Source organism: Stenotrophomonas sp. RG-453 (assembly GCF_033843685.1).
GTDB lineage: Bacteria > Pseudomonadota > Gammaproteobacteria > Xanthomonadales > Xanthomonadaceae > Stenotrophomonas > Stenotrophomonas bentonitica_A.
The window spans coordinates 161,385-178,789 of the sequence record NZ_JAMYED010000009.1 but is presented as its reverse complement, the minus strand read 5'-3'; the positions used below and the strand labels follow the sequence as shown (position 1 = coordinate 178,789).

Annotated in this window: 14 protein-coding genes and 1 pseudogene; 13 read left to right on the top strand and 2 right to left on the bottom strand. The window is 66.5% G+C overall.

The genetic code is table 11. The features are described from left to right. Positions 1-71: 71 nt before the first annotated feature. Positions 72-1,967: pseudogene (locus NJD74_RS17180) on the top strand (CocE/NonD family hydrolase). 100 nt (positions 1,968-2,067) lie between these two features. On the opposite strand, the gene NJD74_RS17175 reads toward NJD74_RS17180, so the two are convergent. Next, positions 2,068-3,162, bottom strand: coding sequence for an alkene reductase (locus NJD74_RS17175; protein ID WP_319624657.1), 1,095 nt, complete (start codon positions 3,160-3,162; stop codon positions 2,068-2,070). A 208-nt stretch (positions 3,163-3,370) separates the two neighbouring features. Between NJD74_RS17175 and NJD74_RS17170 the strand changes: the two genes are divergently transcribed. From NJD74_RS17170 to dld, 7 genes are all read left to right on the top strand, one after another. Next, positions 3,371-4,129: an SDR family NAD(P)-dependent oxidoreductase gene (locus tag NJD74_RS17170; RefSeq protein ID WP_070470785.1), complete on the top strand. Its 759-nt coding sequence runs from the start codon at positions 3,371-3,373 to the stop codon at positions 4,127-4,129. A gap of 99 nt (positions 4,130-4,228) precedes the next feature. Further along, positions 4,229-4,687, top strand: a complete 459-nt coding sequence (locus tag NJD74_RS17165) for an MgtC/SapB family protein (RefSeq protein ID WP_019185078.1) — start codon at positions 4,229-4,231, stop codon at positions 4,685-4,687. Further along, complete coding sequence (locus tag NJD74_RS17160) at positions 4,684-5,118, top strand: VOC family protein (protein ID WP_019185079.1); 435 nt, start codon at positions 4,684-4,686, stop codon at positions 5,116-5,118. The genes NJD74_RS17165 and NJD74_RS17160 overlap by 4 nt, the downstream gene beginning before the upstream one ends. A 185-nt stretch (positions 5,119-5,303) precedes the next feature. Beyond that, on the top strand, positions 5,304-6,962 hold the full coding sequence (gene lldP, locus NJD74_RS17155; RefSeq protein WP_102789608.1) for an L-lactate permease: 1,659 nt from the start codon (positions 5,304-5,306) through the stop codon (positions 6,960-6,962). Positions 6,963-7,029: 67 nt separating this feature from the next. Then, complete coding sequence (lldR, locus tag NJD74_RS17150; RefSeq protein WP_070470845.1) at positions 7,030-7,794, top strand: transcriptional regulator LldR; 765 nt, start codon at positions 7,030-7,032, stop codon at positions 7,792-7,794. A gap of 3 nt (positions 7,795-7,797) precedes the next feature. Further along, positions 7,798-8,958, top strand: coding sequence for an FMN-dependent L-lactate dehydrogenase LldD (gene lldD, locus NJD74_RS17145; protein WP_070470781.1), 1,161 nt, complete (start codon positions 7,798-7,800; stop codon positions 8,956-8,958). After that, the gene (gene dld, locus NJD74_RS17140) at positions 8,955-10,676 is read left to right on the top strand and encodes a D-lactate dehydrogenase (protein ID WP_070470779.1); all 1,722 of its coding nucleotides are present in this window, start codon (positions 8,955-8,957) and stop codon (positions 10,674-10,676) included. The genes lldD and dld overlap by 4 nt, the downstream gene beginning before the upstream one ends. Before the next feature lie 79 nt (positions 10,677-10,755). Here the strand turns inward: dld and NJD74_RS17135 are convergent, their stop codons facing one another. Beyond that, a complete protein-coding gene (locus NJD74_RS17135; RefSeq protein ID WP_019185084.1) occupies positions 10,756-11,061 on the bottom strand; it encodes a hypothetical protein in 306 nt (101 codons plus the stop codon). A 170-nt stretch (positions 11,062-11,231) separates the two neighbouring features. On the opposite strand from NJD74_RS17135, the gene NJD74_RS17130 reads away from it, so the two are divergent. The 5 genes from NJD74_RS17130 (at position 11,232) to NJD74_RS17110 (ending at position 17,323) form a co-directional block, all read left to right on the top strand. Beyond that, the gene (locus tag NJD74_RS17130) at positions 11,232-11,726 is read left to right on the top strand and encodes a DUF1543 domain-containing protein (protein ID WP_070470776.1); all 495 of its coding nucleotides are present in this window, start codon (positions 11,232-11,234) and stop codon (positions 11,724-11,726) included. Between the two features lie 100 nt (positions 11,727-11,826). Further along, positions 11,827-12,456 carry a decarboxylase gene (locus NJD74_RS17125; protein WP_319624656.1) on the top strand — a complete coding sequence of 210 codons (630 nt, stop codon included), beginning with the start codon at positions 11,827-11,829 and terminating at the stop codon, positions 12,454-12,456. Between the two features lie 98 nt (positions 12,457-12,554). Next, positions 12,555-13,331 (top strand): CDP-diacylglycerol diphosphatase, encoded by a 777-nt coding sequence (locus NJD74_RS17120; RefSeq protein WP_080341474.1) that lies wholly within the window; start codon positions 12,555-12,557, stop codon positions 13,329-13,331. 302 nt (positions 13,332-13,633) lie between these two features. Continuing rightward, entirely contained in the window at positions 13,634-14,401 is a 768-nt protein-coding gene (locus tag NJD74_RS17115; protein WP_319624655.1) for a SapC family protein, read from the top strand. Between the two features lie 198 nt (positions 14,402-14,599). Next, a complete protein-coding gene (locus tag NJD74_RS17110; protein ID WP_319624654.1) occupies positions 14,600-17,323 on the top strand; it encodes a TonB-dependent receptor in 2,724 nt (907 codons plus the stop codon). Positions 17,324-17,405 lie beyond the last annotated feature (82 nt).

Here is a 17,405-nt window from a genome sequence, read left to right as displayed (position 1 = left end):
TTCGGCATCTACCGGGGCGCGCCGGGCAGCGCTAGGCTGCGGAGGTTGCCATCACTGCCGGGAGAGAGCCCATGCGTGTGCGTGTATTGCCAGTTGCGCTGTTGAGTCTGATGGTTGCGGCCAGTGTGTCGGCGCAGACCTCGCCGATGACCCCGGACATTCCAGCCAAGGGCTTCGTGACGCCCACGGCGCAGGACAACTACGACAAGCGTGTGGTGATGGTGCCGATGCGTGATGGCACGAAGCTCTATACGGTGATCGTGGTACCCAAGGGCGCCAGGAATGCGCCGATCCTGCTGACCCGCACGCCCTACGATGCGGCCAATCGTGCCAAGCGCATGGATTCGCCGAACATGCGTGACATCCTGCCGCAGGGCGATGAAGTGTTCGTGGATGGCGGCTACATCCGCGTGTTCCAGGACATCCGCGGCAAGTACGGCTCCGAGGGCGATTACGTGATGACCCGGCCGCTGCGCGGGCCGCTCAACAACACCAAGGTCGACCACGCAACCGATGCCTGGGACACCATCGATTGGCTGGTCAGGCACGTGCCAGAAAGCAACGGCAAGGTGGGCATGCTGGGCTCGTCCTACGAGGGCTTCACCGTGGTGATGGCACTGACCAACCCGCACCCGGCGTTGAAGGTGGCCGCGCCGCAGAGCCCGATGATCGATGGTTGGATGGGCGACGACTGGCTCAACTACGGCGCGTTCCGGCAGGTCAATTTCGGCTACTTCACCGGCTAGTTGGCCAAGCGCGGCAAGGGCCCGGCGATTCCCAGCGTGGGCTACGACGATTACACCACCTTCCTGCGCGCCGGCTCGGCCGGTGACTACGCCAGGGCCAACGGGCTGGACCAGTTGCCGTGGTGGCACAAGCTGATCGAGCACCCCAGCTACGATGCGTTCTGGCAGGAACAGGCGCTGGACGCGCGCATGGCCAGGACCGAACTGAAGGTCCCCACGATGTGGCTGCAGGGCCTGTGGGACCAGGAAGACATGTGGGGCGCGGTGCACAGCTATGCGGCGATGGAGCCGCGTGACACCGGCAACACGCTGAACTATCTGGTGATGGGGCCTTGGCGGCACAGCCAGGTCAACTATGACGGCAGCAGCCTGGGCGCATTGAAGTTCGAGGGCGACACCGCGCTGCAGTTCCGCCGCGATGTACTCAAGCCGTTCTTCGATCAGTACCTGGTCGATGGCGCGCCCAACGCGCAGACACCGCCGGTGTTGATCTACAACACCGGGGAGAACCATTGGGACAAGCTGCAGCAGTGGCCGCGCAGCGCGGCGCAGTCCCGGCCGCTGTACCTGCGCGCGGGCGGCAGGCTGTCCTTTGAAGCACCACAGGCGGGGGAGGCCACGTTCGAGGCATATGTATCCGATCCGGCCAAGCCGGTGCCGTTCGTACCGCGCCCGGTGCGGTTTGCTGACCGCGACATGTGGACGAGTTGGCTGGTGAAGGACCAGCGCTTCGTGGATGGTCGCCCGGACGTGCTGACCTTCGTCAGCGAGCCGTTGACCGAGCCGCTGCGGATCGGTGGCGCGCCGCAGGTCAATCTGCAGGCGGCCACGAGTGGCAGCGACAGCGACTGGGTGGTGAAACTGATCGATGTGTATCCGGACCAGACCCCGTCGACGCCGGAGATGGGCGGCTACGAGCTGTCGGTCTCGATGGCGATCTTCCGTGGCCGGTATCGCGAAAGCTTCAGCGACCCGAAGGCGATCGCGAGCAACCAGGTGCTGGATTACAAATTCGGTCTGCCGACCGCGAACCATGTGTTCCAGCCGGGCCACCGGGTGATGGTGCAGGTGCAGTCGAGTCTGTTCCCGCTGTACGACCGCAACCCGCAGACGTTCGTGCCGAACATCTACCTCGCCAAGCCGGGCGATTACCAGAAGGCAACGCAGCAGGTCTGGCATTCGCCGCAGCAGGCCAGCTTCATTTCGTTGCCGGTGTACTGAACCCTTGAAGGAAGTGCCGGCCACCGGCCGCCACTTCCAGGATGCAGCGCATCTCGCCCTGGTGGGCCGGAACGTGCATCCGGCCCACCAGGATCAACACTCAACCGTCGATGGTCGGGTAGTCGGTGTAGCCGTGCGCGCCACCGCCGTACAGCGTGTCCTTGTCCAGCTCGGACAGCGCCACGCCCAGACGGAAGCGCTCGACCAGATCGGGATTGGCGATGAAGGGACGACCGAAGGCGACCATGTCGGCATAGCCGGAGGCGACCGCCGCTTCGGCACGCGCCTGGTCGTATCCGTTGTTGGCGATCCATGCGCCCTTGAACTTGGCGCGCAGCGCGGCGTAGTCGAAGGCGATGTTGTCGCGCGGGCCGCCGGTCGCGCCTTCGATCACGTGGATGAAAGCGAGCGGGCCGATGGCATCCAGACGCTCCACGGCGCGTTCGAACAACGGCTGCGGGTTGGAGTCGGCAGCGTCGTTGGCGGGCGTCACCGGCGAGAGACGTACGCCGGTGCGTTCTGCACCGATTTCCGAAACGATCGCGCTGACCACTTCATCCAGCAGGCGGGTGCGGTTCTCGATGTTGCCACCGTATTCGTCGGTGCGCTGGTTGCTGCCATCACGCAGGAACTGGTCGATCAGATAGCCGTTGGCGGCATGCACTTCCACACCGTCGAAGCCGGCCGTGATGGCGTTGCGTGCGGCCTGGCGATAGTCCTGGATCAGGCCGGGAATCTCGTCCAGGCGCAGGGCGCGCGGCTCGGAGACATCTTCAAAGCCCTTGGCGGTGAACGTCTTCGCATCGGCGCGCAGGGCACTCGGCGCCACCGGTACCTCGCCCTCGGGCAGCAGGCTGGTGTGCGAGATGCGGCCGACGTGCCAAAGCTGCAGCACGATCTTGCCACCGCGCGCGTGCACGGCGTCGGTGACCTTTTTCCAGGCATCGATCTGGTCCTGGCTGTAGATGCCGGGCGTATCCAGATAGCCCTGGCCCAACGGACTGATCTGGGTGGCTTCGGCGATGATCAGCCCGGCGCTGGCGCGCTGCTCGTAGTACTGGATGGCCAGAGGATTGGGAATGCGGTCCTTGATGGCGCGGTTGCGGGTCAGCGGTGCCATCGCGACGCGGTTGGCGACGTCGATGGCCCCCAGACGGGTGGGGGAGAACAGTTGGCCGTCAGTGGAATCTGTCATGGGCTTACCTTGGGGGAGGGCGACCGCCAGCGGCGGATGAAAGAAAGGATGTGGGCGTACGACCCCGAGCATAGGGGCAGGTGCGTTGCAGCGATGGGAAGGATTGTTGCGGAGCACGCTGTGCACGTTCTGTAACGTTTTCGCGGCGTATGGTCGAGGCATGGGCAGGCCGTGCCCGCAGCCTTATTCCAACCCGAGGAACAACGCGATGATTGATTATCAGCTCAAGGGAAAGGTCGCCATCGTCACCGGCGGCGTCTCCGGCATCGGCCTGGCCGTGGCCGAACTGCTGGCCGATTCCGGCGCGGCGGTGGCGGTGTGGGATCTCAAGGCCGACGCCGTCGAGAAGACCGCCGAGGCGCTGCGCAGCAAAGGGGTGAAATCGATCGGCATCGCCTTGAACGTCACCGACGAGCACGCGGTGGAAGCAGCCGTGAAGCAGACCGTGCAGGAACTCGGTGGGCTGGACATCGCAGTGAACAACGCGGGTATCGGCGGGCCGTCGGCGGCCAGTGGCGATTACCCCGTGGATGGCTGGAGGAACGTCATCGACGTCAATCTCAACAGCGTATTCGTGTGCCAGCGGGCGCAGATCCAGGCGATGCGCAGCACGGGCAAGGGCGGCAGCATCATCAACATGGCCTCCATCCTGGGCCAGGTCGGTTTCAACAATTCGGCGGCCTATGTCGCGGCCAAGCATGGCGTGGTCGGTCTGACCCAGACGGCGGCGTGGGAACACGCGGCGGACAAGATCCGCATCAATGCGGTGGGCCCGGGCTTCATCGCCACCCCGTTGCTGGACAAGATGGACCCGAAGGTGAAGCAGGCGCTGGAAAGCAAGCACGCGCTGGGACGCCTCGGCAAGCCGGAAGAAGTCGCCGCACTGGTGGCCTGGCTGGCCAGCGCGGATGCGGGTTTTGCAACCGGCACTTACTACGCGATCGATGGCGGATATCTGGCCCAGTAAGACACGTGGTGGCAGGCTCAGCCGGGCCTGCCACTGGTTTCACGGTCCCCAGACGCCCCTGTCTGCGACGCTCCGTCCATTGCCGGATGAGAGACGCAGATGGGACTGGAACAAGATCTATCGATCCTGCTGCGGATTGCCGTAGCCATGCTGCTGGGCGCCACGCTCGGCATCGAACGCGAGATGGGCAAGCACGCCGCCGGACTGCGCACGCACATGCTGATCGCCGGTGCAGCCGCACTGATTGTCGGCTTGGGCGACAGCATTGCCGAACACTTCCAGGAGGAACGCTACCGTGACCTGCTGCAGGTCGATCCGGTGCGTCTGATCGAGGCGGTGGTGGCCTGTGTCGGCTTCGTTGCCGCCGGCACGATCCTGCGGGGCTCGCGCGATGACCAGGTCAGCGGCCTTACCACTGCCAGTTCACTGATCATGTCCGCCGCGATCGGTATCGCGGTTGGCATCGGCGAGTATGTGATCGCTGTCGGCGTGAGTGTGTTGTGCCTGATCGTGCTGGTGGTATTCAGCCGTATCGCCAGAAAACTGGAGTCGTCATGAGCAGCGAACGTCCCTTCGAGATCCAGCGCATCGACCACGTGGTGCTGCGCGTGCAGGATCTGCCCCGCGCCGTGCGCTTCTACTGTGACGTTCTGGGCTGCACGGTCGCCCGCGAACGGCCGTCGCTGGGCATGGTGCATCTGCATGCCGGTGAGTCGCTGATCGATCTGATCAGCGTGGACGGTCCGCTGGGAATCAAGGGCGGGGCGGCGCCCGGGCGGGAAGGGCGCAATGTCGAGCATGTCTGCCTGCGCGTGGAACCGTTCGATGCCGAGCAGGTGCGCGTGCATCTGCAGGGACTGCAGGTAGAGCTCAGTGGGCCGGCCGAGCGCAATTACGGTGCCGAGGGCGATGGCCTCTCGCTGCGCCTGCGCGATCCGGACGGCAACTCGGTGGAACTCAAAGGTCGTTCGAACGACTGCGGCTGCTGAGTGGTAGGACCAATATTCGGACGTAGACCTATGGTCTAATAGGCTCGTCTCGCGTTTGGCGTTTCAATGCGGGCTGTTCCAACAGGCATGTTGGTTATTGGTAATACCAATAACCACTGTTGGACGTTCTCGGCTCGCGCGGTGCTGACCGCGCGGACCCCTGTCCGTCTTGATGAGATCCGCCGATGCAGGCCTGGCAACAACTGTATGACCCCGCTGGCAACCTCTGGCTGTCCAGCCTGATCGCGCTGCTGCCGATCGCTTTCTTCTTTGTCGCCCTGGCCGTGTTGCGCATGAAGGGCTGGCTGGCCGGCACGATCACCGTGGTGATCGCGTTGGCGGTGGCCCTGCTGTTCTATCGGATGCCCCTGTCGCAGGCGCTGGCAGCAGCCGGTTATGGCTTCGTCTACGGCTTGTGGCCGATCGCCTGGATCATTCTGGGCGCGGTGTTCCTGTACAAGGTCTCGGTCAAGACCGGACAGTTCGACATCATCCGGGCGTCGATCCTGTCGGTCACCGAAGACCAGCGCCTGCAGATGCTGATGGTCGGCTTTGCGTTTGGCGCGTTCCTGGAAGGGGCGGCCGGCTTCGGAGCGCCGGTGGCGATCACCGCTGCGCTGCTGGTCGGGCTGGGCTTCAAGCCGCTGTATGCCGCCGGCCTGTGCCTGATCGTCAATACCGCGCCGGTGGCCTTCGGCGCGATGGGCATTCCGATCATCGTGGCCGGGCAGGTGACCGGGCTGGATGCATTCGAGATCGGGCAAATGGCCGGGCGCCAGCTGCCGTTCCTGACCGTCATCGTGCTGTTCTGGATCATGGCGATCATGGACGGCTGGCGCGGCATCAGGGAAACCTGGCCAGCGGTGCTGGTGGCCGGTGGTTCGTTCGCGATCGCCCAGTACCTGACCTCCAACTTCATCGGCCCGGAGCTGCCGGACATCACCGCCTCGCTGACGTCGCTGGTCTGCCTGACCCTGTTCCTGCGCAAGTGGACGCCGGTGCGCATCTTCCGCTTCGATACCGAGAGCAGCGCAGAAGCTGCCGCCCAGGCACTGGAGGCACCGCGCTATTCCACCGGCCAGATCGTCAAGGCATGGTCGCCGTTCCTGATCCTGACCGCGATGGTCACGATCTGGAGCATCAAGCCGTTCAAGGCGCTGTTCGCCACCGGGGGTGCGCTGGAGCACTGGGTGCTCAAGATTCCGGTACCGGCGCTGGATCAGCTGGTGCTGAAAATGCCGCCGATCGTGCCGGTCCCGACCGGCTACGAGGCGGTCTACACGTTCGATGCGGTCTCGGCCACCGGCACGGCGATCATGCTGGGCGCGGTGATCGCGATCGTGCTGCTGAAGATGCGCCCGGCCGCGGCGCTGCGCACGTTCGGCGAAACCGCCCGGGAGCTCAAGGTGCCGATCTACTCCATCGGCATGGTGCTGGCGTTTGCCTTCATCGCCAACTACTCGGGCCTGTCGGCCACGCTGGCGCTGGCCCTGGCGCATACCGGCAAGGCCTTCACCTTCTTCTCGCCGTTCCTGGGCTGGCTGGGCGTGTTCCTGACCGGCTCGGATACGTCCTCCAATGCGCTGTTCTCCGCGCTGCAGGCCACCACTGCCCAGCAGATCGGCGTGTCCGAGGTGCTGCTGGTCGCGGCCAACACCACCGGCGGGGTGACCGGCAAGATGATCTCGCCGCAGTCGATCGCGATTGCCTGCGCGGCGGTCGGGCTGGCCGGCAAGGAATCGGACCTGTTCCGCTTCACGGTCAAGCACAGCCTGATCTTCACCGTGATGGTCGGCATCATCACCACGGTGCAGGCCTACTGGCTGACCTGGATGATTCCCTGAGCCCATGCGCGGCAGTCCGGCTACCGGCATCGACCCCATCGCCCGCCACGCGGGCGACAATGGCGGCATGAAGAACGAACGCCTGTCCGACAAGGTGGCCGCGCAGCTGCGCAGCCTGATCCGTGAGCACAACCTGCAGCCGGGTGACCGCCTGCCGGCCGAACGACCGCTGGCGGTGCAGCTGGGGGTCTCGCGCACGGCGCTGCGCGAGGCGATCGCGCAGCTGGCCAGCCAGGGCCTGCTGAACGCGCGGGTCGGCGGCGGCACCTACGTGAGCGAACCGGCGGCCCGTGCCCGGCAGGCCATCGATGAGCCGTTGATGCCGTACCTGCCGCTGTTCCAGGGCGACCCGGAATACCGCTTCGACGTGCTGGAGATCCGCCACGCGCTGGAAGGGGCAACTGCGTGGCACGCCGCCTTGCGCGCCACCGACGAAGACCGCGCGAAGATCCGCCAGGCCTTCGACACCATGATGGCTGCGCATGGCAAGGACGATCCGGCCGGCGAGGCACAGGCCGATGCGGCCTTCCACCTGGCCATCGCCGAGGCCTCGCACAACCTGGTGCTGCTGCAGGTGATGCGTGGCCTGTTCGAGCTGCTGCAGACCAACATCTCGCAGAGCCGCGAGAAGCTCTATACCTCCGCCCGCACCTTCGAGCCGCTGTCCGTCCAGCACCGCGAGATGATGGATGGCGTGCTCTCCGGCGACCCCGAACGCGCGCGTGCCGCCGCGCACGCGCACCTGGAATTCGTGCACACCTCCCTGCGCACGCTCGATGACAACGAGGCCCGGCGCGCACGTGCGTCACGGCTTCCTTCTTCCCACGGTTGACCCATGATCATTTCCGCCTCCACCGACTACCGCGCAGCGGCACAACGCCGCCTGCCGCCGTTCCTGTTCCACTACATCGATGGCGGCGCGTATGCCGAGCACACCCTGAAGCGGAACGTCGCGGACCTGTCGGAGATCGCGCTGCGCCAGCGCATCCTGCGCAACATGTCCGATCTGAGCCTGGAAATGGAGCTGTTCGGTGAGCGTCTGGCGATGCCGGTGGCGCTGGCGCCGGTCGGGCTGACCGGCATGTATGCGCGCCGCGGTGAAGTGCAGGCGGCGCGGGCGGCGGCGAGCCGGGGGATTCCGTTCACGCTGTCCACCGTGTCGGTCTGCCCGATCGAGGAAGTGGCCCCGGCCATCGATCGGCCGATGTGGTTCCAGCTGTATGTCCTCAAGGATCGCGGCTTCATGCGCAATGCGCTGGAGCGGGCCAAGGCAGCTGGCGTGACCACGCTGGTGTTCACGGTGGACATGCCCACGCCGGGCGCGCGCTACCGCGATGCGCACTCGGGCATGAGTGGCCCGAACGCGCCGGCGCGGCGCATGCTGCAGGCGGTGGCGCACCCGCGCTGGGCATGGGACGTGGGCCTGTTCGGCCGCCCGCACGATCTGGGCAACATCTCCACCTATCGGGGCAGCCCGACCGGCCTGGCCGATTACATCGGCTGGCTGGGCAACAACTTCGATCCGTCCATTTCCTGGAAAGACCTGGAGTGGATCCGCGAGTTCTGGAGTGGACCGATGGTGATCAAGGGCATTCTTGATCCGGACGATGCACGTGACGCCGTTCGCTTCGGGGCCGACGGCATCGTGGTCTCCAACCACGGCGGTCGCCAGCTGGACGGGGTGCTGTCCACCGCGCGGGCGTTGCCGGCGATCGCCGATGCAGTCAAGGGTGAGCTGAAGATCCTGGCCGATTCGGGCATCCGCAACGGCCTGGACGTAGTGCGCATGATCGCGCTCGGCGCCGACAGCGTGCTGCTCGGCCGCGCCTTCGTCTATGCGCTCGCCGCGCAGGGCGAGGCCGGCGTGGCCAATCTGCTGGACCTGATGGCCAAGGAAATGCGCGTGGCGATGACGCTCACCGGCGCCAGGACCATCGCCGACATCAGCCGCGATTCGCTGGTGGACGCCACGCGTCGCCTCGCGGCCGCACCATGAACGCGGCATCCCAGGGCACGGCAGCGCTGCTGGCGCAGCTGCGCGCGATCGTCGGGGACGCACACGTGCTGTGCGGCGACAAGCCGACCCGGCGCTTCCGCAAGGGCTACCGTTTCGGCGATGGCCCGGTGCTGGCGGTGGTCCGCCCGGGCACGCTGCTGGAACAGTGGCGCGCCCTGCAGGCCATCGTGGCGGCCAACGCGATCGTGATCATGCAGGCGGCCAACACCGGCCTCACCGGCGGTTCCACGCCGGATGGTGCCGACTATGACCGCCCGGTGGTCATCCTCAACACGCTGCGCCTGACCGGTGTGCAGCTGATCAACGAGGGCCGCCAGGTGGTCTGCCTGCCCGGGGCGACGCTGGACCGGCTGGAAAAGGAGCTGGCGCCGCTGGGCCGCGAACCGCACTCGGTGATCGGCTCGTCGTGCATCGGTGCCTCGGTGCTGGGCGGGGTCTGCAACAACTCCGGCGGCTCGCTGGTGCGACGCGGCCCGGCCTATACCGAACTGGCGTTGTTCGCCCAGGTCGATTCCAACGGCAAGCTGCAGCTGGTCAATCATCTCGGCATCGCGCTGGGCGATACCGCCGAGCAGATCCTGGAGCGGCTGCAGGGCGGCGACTACGCGCCCGCCGACGTGGACAATGGCAACGACCGCGCCGCCTCCGACCCGCGCTATGCCGAGCAGGTGCGCCAGGTCGATGCAGCCACGCCGGCCCGCTACAACGCCGATCCCTCGCGCCACTACGAAGCCTCCGGCTCGGCCGGCAAGCTGGCGGTGTTCGCGGTGCGGCTGGATACGTTTGCGCGCGAGCCCGGCGAGGTGTTCTACATCGGCAGCAATGCGATGGAGGATCTGACCGCGATCCGCCGCCATCTGCTGACCGCGTTCGAGCGCCTGCCGATCTCGGGCGAGTACCTGCACCGCGAGGCGTACGACATCGGCGAACGGTACGGCAAGGACACCTTCCTGCTCATCGATCGCTTCGGCACGGCCAGGGTGCCGGCGGCGTTCGCGCTGAAAAGCCGCGTCGATGGATGGTTCGAAAGCCTTGGCCTGCGCGGGGTCACCGACCGCGTGATCCAGTGGGCGATGCGCTGCCTGCCGGGCCATCTGCCCGCGCGCATGGGCCAGTTCCGTGACCGCTACGAGCACCACCTGCTGCTCAAGGTGTCAGCGGTGGATGCCGCCGCCGCCGAAACCTTCCTGCGCACTCACTTCGCTGACAGCGAGGGCGACTTCTTCCAGTGCACGGCCGAGGAGGGGCGCAAGGCGTTCCTGCACCGCTTTGCGGTGGCCGGCGCGGCCGTGCGTTATCGCGAGGTGCACCGGCGCGAGGTCGAGGACATTGTGGCCCTGGACGTGGCACTACGGCGCGATGACCGCGCGTGGGTGGAACACCTGCCGGCCGAACTCGACGCACGCTTGGCCGGCAAACTGTATTACGGGCATTTCCTGTGCCATGTGTTCCATCAGGACTACATCGTGCGCAAGGGCGAGGATCCGCTGGCCATCGAGCACGCGATGTGGGCGCTGTTGGACGCGCGTGGTGCGGAGTATCCGGCCGAACACAACGTGGGCCATCTGTACCCGGCCAAGCCGGCCTTGGCGGCGTTCTACCAGCAACTGGATCCGAGCAATACGTTCAACCCGGGCATCGGCCAGACCGCGAAGACGCGCGGATGGAGCAGCTGCGACTGCACCCCCCACGGGTAGAGCCACCCCATGGGTGGCTGTGCCGGCGTATCGCAGGTTTCAGGGCAGCCACCCATGGGGTGGCTCTACCCGCAACGCTTCATTCGCAGCGGACGGCGGTAATCACGTTGTCCTTGTCGATGAACACCCGCAGCCGATCCTGGCGCAGGTCACGGGTGGTGATCGTGGCCGGGCCGATCGGGTTGATCAGGCCGGCGCCGCTCTGCACCAGCAGCTTGCGCATGTTCGCCTCGTCGGCCGGCTGGCCGATGGCCCAGCCCAGGGCATCGGCCTTGCACAGGCCTGGACCCTTGATCTCCGGGCCCGGCGTGCTCACGCACGCGGCCAGCGAGAGGGTGCCGGCGAGCGTGATCGCGGCGAGGGGGTAACGGAAAAGGGATGCCATCGGGTCGCTCCTGCGGGGTCAGGCGCCGACCATACCACTGCGGTGTGCACCGGCGCGTGGTTGGCACCCCGCGACCGTTGGGCGCAGCCCACGCGGCTGATGGGGCAGGGCGCAACGGCCACCGGCGCTACACTGGCGGCCTCTCAGATCGGCCATGCCGGGAGTCGCAGGTGCTGCACGTGTTCATGCTGGGTGGGCGACATGCCCGCGCCCGGATCGAGGTCCACGACGTGGCCTTCGCCAACGTCGATGCCATTGAAGAGGCCTACCCGCAGCTGCGCCAGGACTGGTTCGGTGAGCGGAAAGGGCTGCATCTCGATGGCTGGCTCGCGGTGGATGGGGTGGAGGCGTACCGGGTGCGCTTCGGCGACGCGGCCCCGGCCGTTGGCGCGCCGCGCCTGTACTTCCTCAATCTCGGCGGGTATGCCGCCGGTGCGCTGGGCGAGGCGCATGATTACCGGCTGCTGGTCGCCACGGATGCCGAGGCGGCCAAGCGCGAGGCCAAGGCCCTGCGCGATGCCAGCTGGTTCAAGCCGCATACCGATGCCCTGCTGGAGGTGGATGACTGCATCGCCATCGACCAGGTCGGTGGCCGCCACGTGCAGCTTGAGCGCGGTGAGCATCGCGGGATCACCCTGGTCAGTGACTACATCGTGATCGGCTGAGCGGCGCCGATTGCCCGCGGCCCCGCTGCTGGCGCATAGTGTCGCGGTCTTGTGAGGTCCGGCGATGTCGTCGCGACAGGTCAACCAACGGAAGTAGCGCATGCACAGCAGGAAGATCACGGCCGCATTGATCGTGACACTGGGAATGACGATGGCCGGCAACGCCGTGGCGGCCGAGCCGGACGCACCGGTATTCGGTGGCTGGCGCAACCTCCATTCGGCCAGTGGCGCCGAACCGGTTCTGAGGAACCAGCCGTTTGCGATCCTGCCGCGCGAGGTTGCCAAGGGCGAGCGCTTTGCGATCCTGGACCGCGAAAACAAGCAGGCGGTCTGCTGCCTGGTGGTAGACAGTGACCGTCTCGATGCGATTGCGCTGGAAACCAGCTACCGGCTGCCCGGGGTGTGGATCGCCGATCTGCTCGGCAACGAGGACTACAACCTCCGCCACGGCGACCCGCATGTGTTTGCGATGAAGCGCGAGGGCGACCTGGTCGACCATGTCTTCTCGCAGGAAGGCGGCGGTTACAGTGACCTCGGCGGCCTGCTGCTGCCGGCCGGTGCCGCGCTGGATGCCAGCGGCGGCAGCGTCAAGTTCGGTACCACCACGTACCGCCTGCAGGTGCAGTCACAGCGCTTCGCCGATGACAATGGCGCGCTGGATCGCTACACCCTGCAGCCGCCGGCACCGGCCGCACCGGTGGTGGTCGAGGTGCCGTACAGCACCTACTGACACGGAAGCGACAGAAACGGCGCGGTACAATCGCGCCCGCCCATCGGCACGGCCGGCTGGGCCCGCATTCCTGTCCGAGCTTGTCCGTGATCGCCCGATTGTCCTTGCCCTGTGCGGTGCTGCTGTTGGCAGCCTGCGCCACGCCGCCCCGGCCGCCGGCCAGACCGCCTGCCAATCCAGACGCCCTGTGGGGCATCATCCAGCGCGACTGCGCCGGCGAGGCCGCCCCTCGCGGCAGCTGTTTGGCCGTTTCTCCCCAGGCGCAGCGGCGCGATGTGCTGCTCAAGGATTCGCACGGCCACTACCAGTTCCTGGTGCTGCCGTTGGACCGCATCTCGGGCATTGAAAGCCCGGCGCTGCTGCGTGCCGGTGCCCCCAACTACTTCGCCGCCGCGTGGAACGCGCGCAGCCACACCGAGCAGGCACTCGGAATGGCACTGCCGCGCGATGTGGCCAGCCTGGCCCTGAATTCGCCCCATGGCCGCTCCCAGCACCAACTGCACATCCACGTGGATTGCCTACGGGCGGATGTCCTGGCCCAGCTGCGCCGGCTGCAGCCGGTCATCGGCGCCAGCTGGCAGCCGCTGCCGGAGCCGTTGCGCGGGCATGCCTATCTCGCCCGCCAGTTGCCCGGGGCCGAGCTCACCGCGAACCCGGTGCGTCTACTGGCCGCCCATCTGGCCGATCCGGCCGATATCGGGAACTGGTCGCTGGTGGTCGCCGGGCAGACGGGCCCCTCCGGTGCGCCCGGTTTCGTGTTGCTGGCCACCCGGTTGGACCTGGCGGCGGGCAACAAGGCCAGCGGTGAGGAGCTGCAGGATCACGCCTGCGCGGTATTGACCGGTGCCGCCGGCCCGCTGGACGGTGTGCTGTGAGGCGGTGCCAGGGCAGGGCGCGCAGCATCGGCTTGCGCATGGCCGGGTAAAAACGTCGCACCTGCGCACCGTGTTGGATCCGGCCTGCTCCTGGCGGCGTGTATCTCGCTTCCCCGGACGACACCTGTATCGCCGATCAGAGGCAGTGCCGGGCTACCGTGGAATCACCGGACGATCGCGCGGCGCAGGGAATCCAGCGCGATTGAAACAAAAACCACGGACGTGGCACGTTATAGTGGCCGTTCAATGCGGTTCCCGCTTTCGCGCCCGGGCTGACTGGCGCGACGTATCCGACTTAATCCATGACTGCTGAAACCACGACTCCGCCCGCCGCTGCGCCGTCCCAGGCCACCGGTCCGCTGTTCTACCAGGCGCCCGTTCCGCTGCGCTCGGATCTGCACGCCGCCTGGCGCCTGGTGCCGGACACCGCGCATTTTGCCGGGGAAACCAACGCGATCCCCGCCGTGATCGGCGAATTCGGTTCGCTGGCCCAGCATTACCCGATCATTTTCACCGGCAAGGACGCGATGCCGCTGGTCGCCGTCGGCCTGGCACAGCGCAACCTGTTCGTCACCGATGGCGTGTGGGACGAGCAGAGCTACGTGCCGGCCTACGTGCGCCGCTATCCGTTCGTGTTCATGCAGGCCGGTGATCAGGACGAGTACGTGCTCGCGCTGGATTCGGCTGCCAGGCAGGTCAACCAGGGCCAGAACGAAGACGGCGTGCCGCTGTTCCAGGACGGCAAGGCCACCGAGATCGTCGACAACGCCATGCGCTTCTGCGGGGATTACACCCGCGAGCATGACCAGACCCGCCGCTTCACTGCCGCCCTGATCGAAAACGAACTGCTGATCGACCGCAACATCGACGTCACCCTCGCTGACGGCCGGCAGATGTCGGTCAACGGTTTCCAGGTCGTGGATGTGGAAAAGTTCGCCGCGTTGCCGGACGCCACCGTCGTGGCCTGGCATCGCAGTGGCTGGCTGGCGCTGGTGCACCACCACCTGAGCTCGCTTGCACGTTTCAGCGCGCTGGTGAACCGCCAGAGCGCGCTGCCTGCCGACGCCTGAGTCCGGGCGCACGGCGTGTCACGGAAACGGCGGCCGCAGGGCCGCCGTTTTTCATTGCTTAGGCAAAATATCGATAAGCATATCGCGGGCGGTCATTTCCTCCTTTTCCGCCTGTTCAGCAGAATCACGGCCCCTCCCTCACTACGCTCCGGCACGGGCCTGACCCCGCCGGCACGTACGTCTTTACCGGAAATCTGCATGTCTGTGCTGTATCGCCCGCTGCGTCGGCGGGCCCTGGTTGTGTCGTTGTTGCCTTTGCTTGGTGCGGTATCGCTGGTCCACGCGGCCGATGCACCCACCCAGCTGGAGGCCGTCACCGTCACCGGCTCGCGCATCCCCCGCGCCAGCGTGGAAGGTCCATCCCCGGTCACCGTGATCACCCAGGAGCAGATCGAGGCACAGGGCTACCGCAGCGCGTTCGAGGCGCTCAGCGCGCTGACCGAGAACACCGGCAACGTGCAGGGCGAGGATTTCGGCAACACCTTCACCCCGGCTGCCAACACCATCAACCTGCGCGGCCTTGGCCCCAACCTTACCCTGGTGCTGGTCAACGGCCGCCGGCAGTCGGACTACCCGTTGGCCTACGAAGGCTCGGTCAACGTGGTCAACCTGGCCAACATCCCCAGCGCGCTGATCGACCGGATCGAAGTGCTGGCCGGGGGCGCCTCGGCGGTGTACGGCTCCGATGCGATCGCCGGCGTGGTCAACATCATCCTGAAGAAAACCTATGACGGCGTCGGGATCAATATCCGCGCCGGCACCACCGAACAGGGTGGCGGCGACAACCAGCGCCTGCAGGCGGTCGGTGGCGGTTCGGGTGAGAACTGGGACGCGATCTTCGGCCTGGAGATCGCCAACCGCAAAGCGATCTACGGTTCGCAGCGCGACTTCATGGATTCGCTCACCGACGATCCGCGCGGCGTGGCGCCGCTCGCGACGGCCGTGGCGTATCGCCGCAACGCCTCCACCAACAACTACATTGATCCCGGTGCCGATGGCTGCGATGCCGCCAGCACGTTGTATGGCGGCAGTGTCTTCCGCGCGCAGAATCCGCGCCAGGGCTGGTACTGCGGCAGCAATGAAGCCGCACCCACGTTCTGGACCGTGCAGACCGAGAAGCGCAACATCGATGCGTACAGCGCGGTGACCTGGCGCTTGAATGACCGTCAGGAACTGTTCGCCGATGCGGCGATCGGCACTGCGCGCATTTACAACAACACCCGCGCACCGAGCTGGACCTCCTCGCGCAATTACTTCTACAACCAGAACAGCGGTCAGCTGGAAAGCTGGTACCGGCGTTTCGCGCCCGAAGAGATCGGCGGCGTGCAGCGCAATGCCAACCGCTTCCTGGAGCAGTCGTGGTCGTTCAACGTCGGCGCCCGTGGCAGCATCGGCGGCTCGGACTGGGATTACGAAGCGGCCTACAGCCGCTCGCGCTACGAGAACAGGACGCAGCGCCCGGGCCTGCTGGTCGGCATCAATGCGTACCTGCTGGGCCCACAACTGGGCACCCGCGATGGCGTTGACGTGTATGCCCCGGATCCGTCGCGCCTGTACCAGCCGCTGACCCCGGGCGAGTACGAGGGGCTGTCGGACCGCTACGAGAGCCGCAACGCTGCGTGGCTGCAGACCGCCAGCGTCAGCGTCAACGGCCAGCTGTTCGATCTGCCCGGCGGCCGTGCAGCGCTGGCCGCCGTGGTCGAAGCCGGCAGCCAGGGCTACCGCAACCGCCCGGACCCGGCCTTGGGACAGGGCGTGTTCTGGAACCTCAACGCCGGCATTCCGGCCGGTGGCGAGCGTGACCGCTATGCCGCCGGGGTGGAGCTGCAGCTGCCCTTGCTGGAGCGCCTGACCGCGACCGTGGCCGGTCGCTACGACCAGTACCGTGCTGCCGGCGATCATCTGGGCAAGGCCACCTGGAGCACCGGCCTGGAGTTCCGTCCGTTCGATACGCTGCTGCTGCGCGCGAGTGCAGCAACCAGCTTCCGTGCGCCGGACATGAACTACGTGTTCGCCACCGAAACGCGCGGTTACAACCCCGGCATGACCGATTATTGGCGCTGCCGCAGTGCCGGCCAGGCATACGACGACTGCGATTTCAGCGGCCTGGCGATCGATTACACCAGTGGTGCCAATCCGCAGCTGCAGCCGGAAACCGCCAAGTCCTACGGTCTGGGCTTCGTGTGGTCGCCGTCTGCCAATCTGGACTTCACGGCCGATTACTACGACATCCGCATCGACGATGAGGTCACCAACCTGGATGCCACCCGCATCCTCAAGGATGAAGCCGATTGCCGCCTCGGCCAGACCGTGGGTGGCGACGCACGCGATATCGGCTCGGCACAATGCCAGGACGCGCTGCGTCGCGTGATCCGCAACCCGGCCGACGCGGCAGTGCAGCCAAACCAGGTCGTGCGCGTGCTGATCAACCCGATCAACGCCGCCTCCGAAACCGTGCGCGGCATCGACCTGAAGTCGACCCTGCGCTGGGACGCGGGCCGCTATGGTCGTTTCTCCGCCCGCGTGGCGTACTCGCTGGTGATCGATCACAGGTACCGCCAGTTCGCCGGCGATGACGTGCAGGACCAGCGCAACTCGTTGGATTCCTACCAGTGGCGCAGCAAGGTCAACGGCAGCGTGACCTGGGCGATCAACGACTGGACCGCCACCCTGTACGGCATGCGTTACGGCTCGTTGCCGAAGACCGACGGCAGTGGTCGCATCGCGCCGTACATGACCTACAACGCCAGCCTGTATCGCAAGCTCAACGACAACGCCACGCTCGGCCTGATCGTCAACAACCTGCGCGACAGCCGCCCGCCGGCGGACAAGAACGGCGGCGGCTGGCCGTTCTATCCGGTCGGCAACTACGACCCCTACGGCCGCCAGCTGTGGCTGGAGTTCGATTACCGCTTCCTGTAATTCCCTCGCGGGCCCGGCAATGGCAATGCCGGGCCCGCTGCGTTTGGGTCTACAGCGCATGCGACGATATACTGCGCGCCGC

Bases quoted from the DNA above. Each gene is read 5' to 3' on its own strand.
- NJD74_RS17175 (WP_319624657.1), bottom strand. From the start codon at position 3,162: ATGACAGATTCCACTGACGGCCAACTGTTCTCCCCCACCCGTCTGGGG.
- NJD74_RS17170 (WP_070470785.1), top strand. From the start codon at position 3,371: ATGATTGATTATCAGCTCAAGGGAAAGGTCGCCATCGTCACCGGCGGC.
- NJD74_RS17165 (WP_019185078.1), top strand. From the start codon at position 4,229: ATGGGACTGGAACAAGATCTATCGATCCTGCTGCGGATTGCCGTAGCC.
- NJD74_RS17160 (WP_019185079.1), top strand. From the start codon at position 4,684: ATGAGCAGCGAACGTCCCTTCGAGATCCAGCGCATCGACCACGTGGTG.
- lldP (WP_102789608.1), top strand. From the start codon at position 5,304: ATGCAGGCCTGGCAACAACTGTATGACCCCGCTGGCAACCTCTGGCTG.
- lldR (WP_070470845.1), top strand. From the start codon at position 7,030: ATGAAGAACGAACGCCTGTCCGACAAGGTGGCCGCGCAGCTGCGCAGC.
- lldD (WP_070470781.1), top strand. From the start codon at position 7,798: ATGATCATTTCCGCCTCCACCGACTACCGCGCAGCGGCACAACGCCGC.
- dld (WP_070470779.1), top strand. From the start codon at position 8,955: ATGAACGCGGCATCCCAGGGCACGGCAGCGCTGCTGGCGCAGCTGCGC.
- NJD74_RS17135 (WP_019185084.1), bottom strand. From the start codon at position 11,061: ATGGCATCCCTTTTCCGTTACCCCCTCGCCGCGATCACGCTCGCCGGC.
- NJD74_RS17125 (WP_319624656.1), top strand. From the start codon at position 11,827: ATGCACAGCAGGAAGATCACGGCCGCATTGATCGTGACACTGGGAATG.
- NJD74_RS17115 (WP_319624655.1), top strand. From the start codon at position 13,634: ATGACTGCTGAAACCACGACTCCGCCCGCCGCTGCGCCGTCCCAGGCC.
- NJD74_RS17110 (WP_319624654.1), top strand. From the start codon at position 14,600: ATGTCTGTGCTGTATCGCCCGCTGCGTCGGCGGGCCCTGGTTGTGTCG.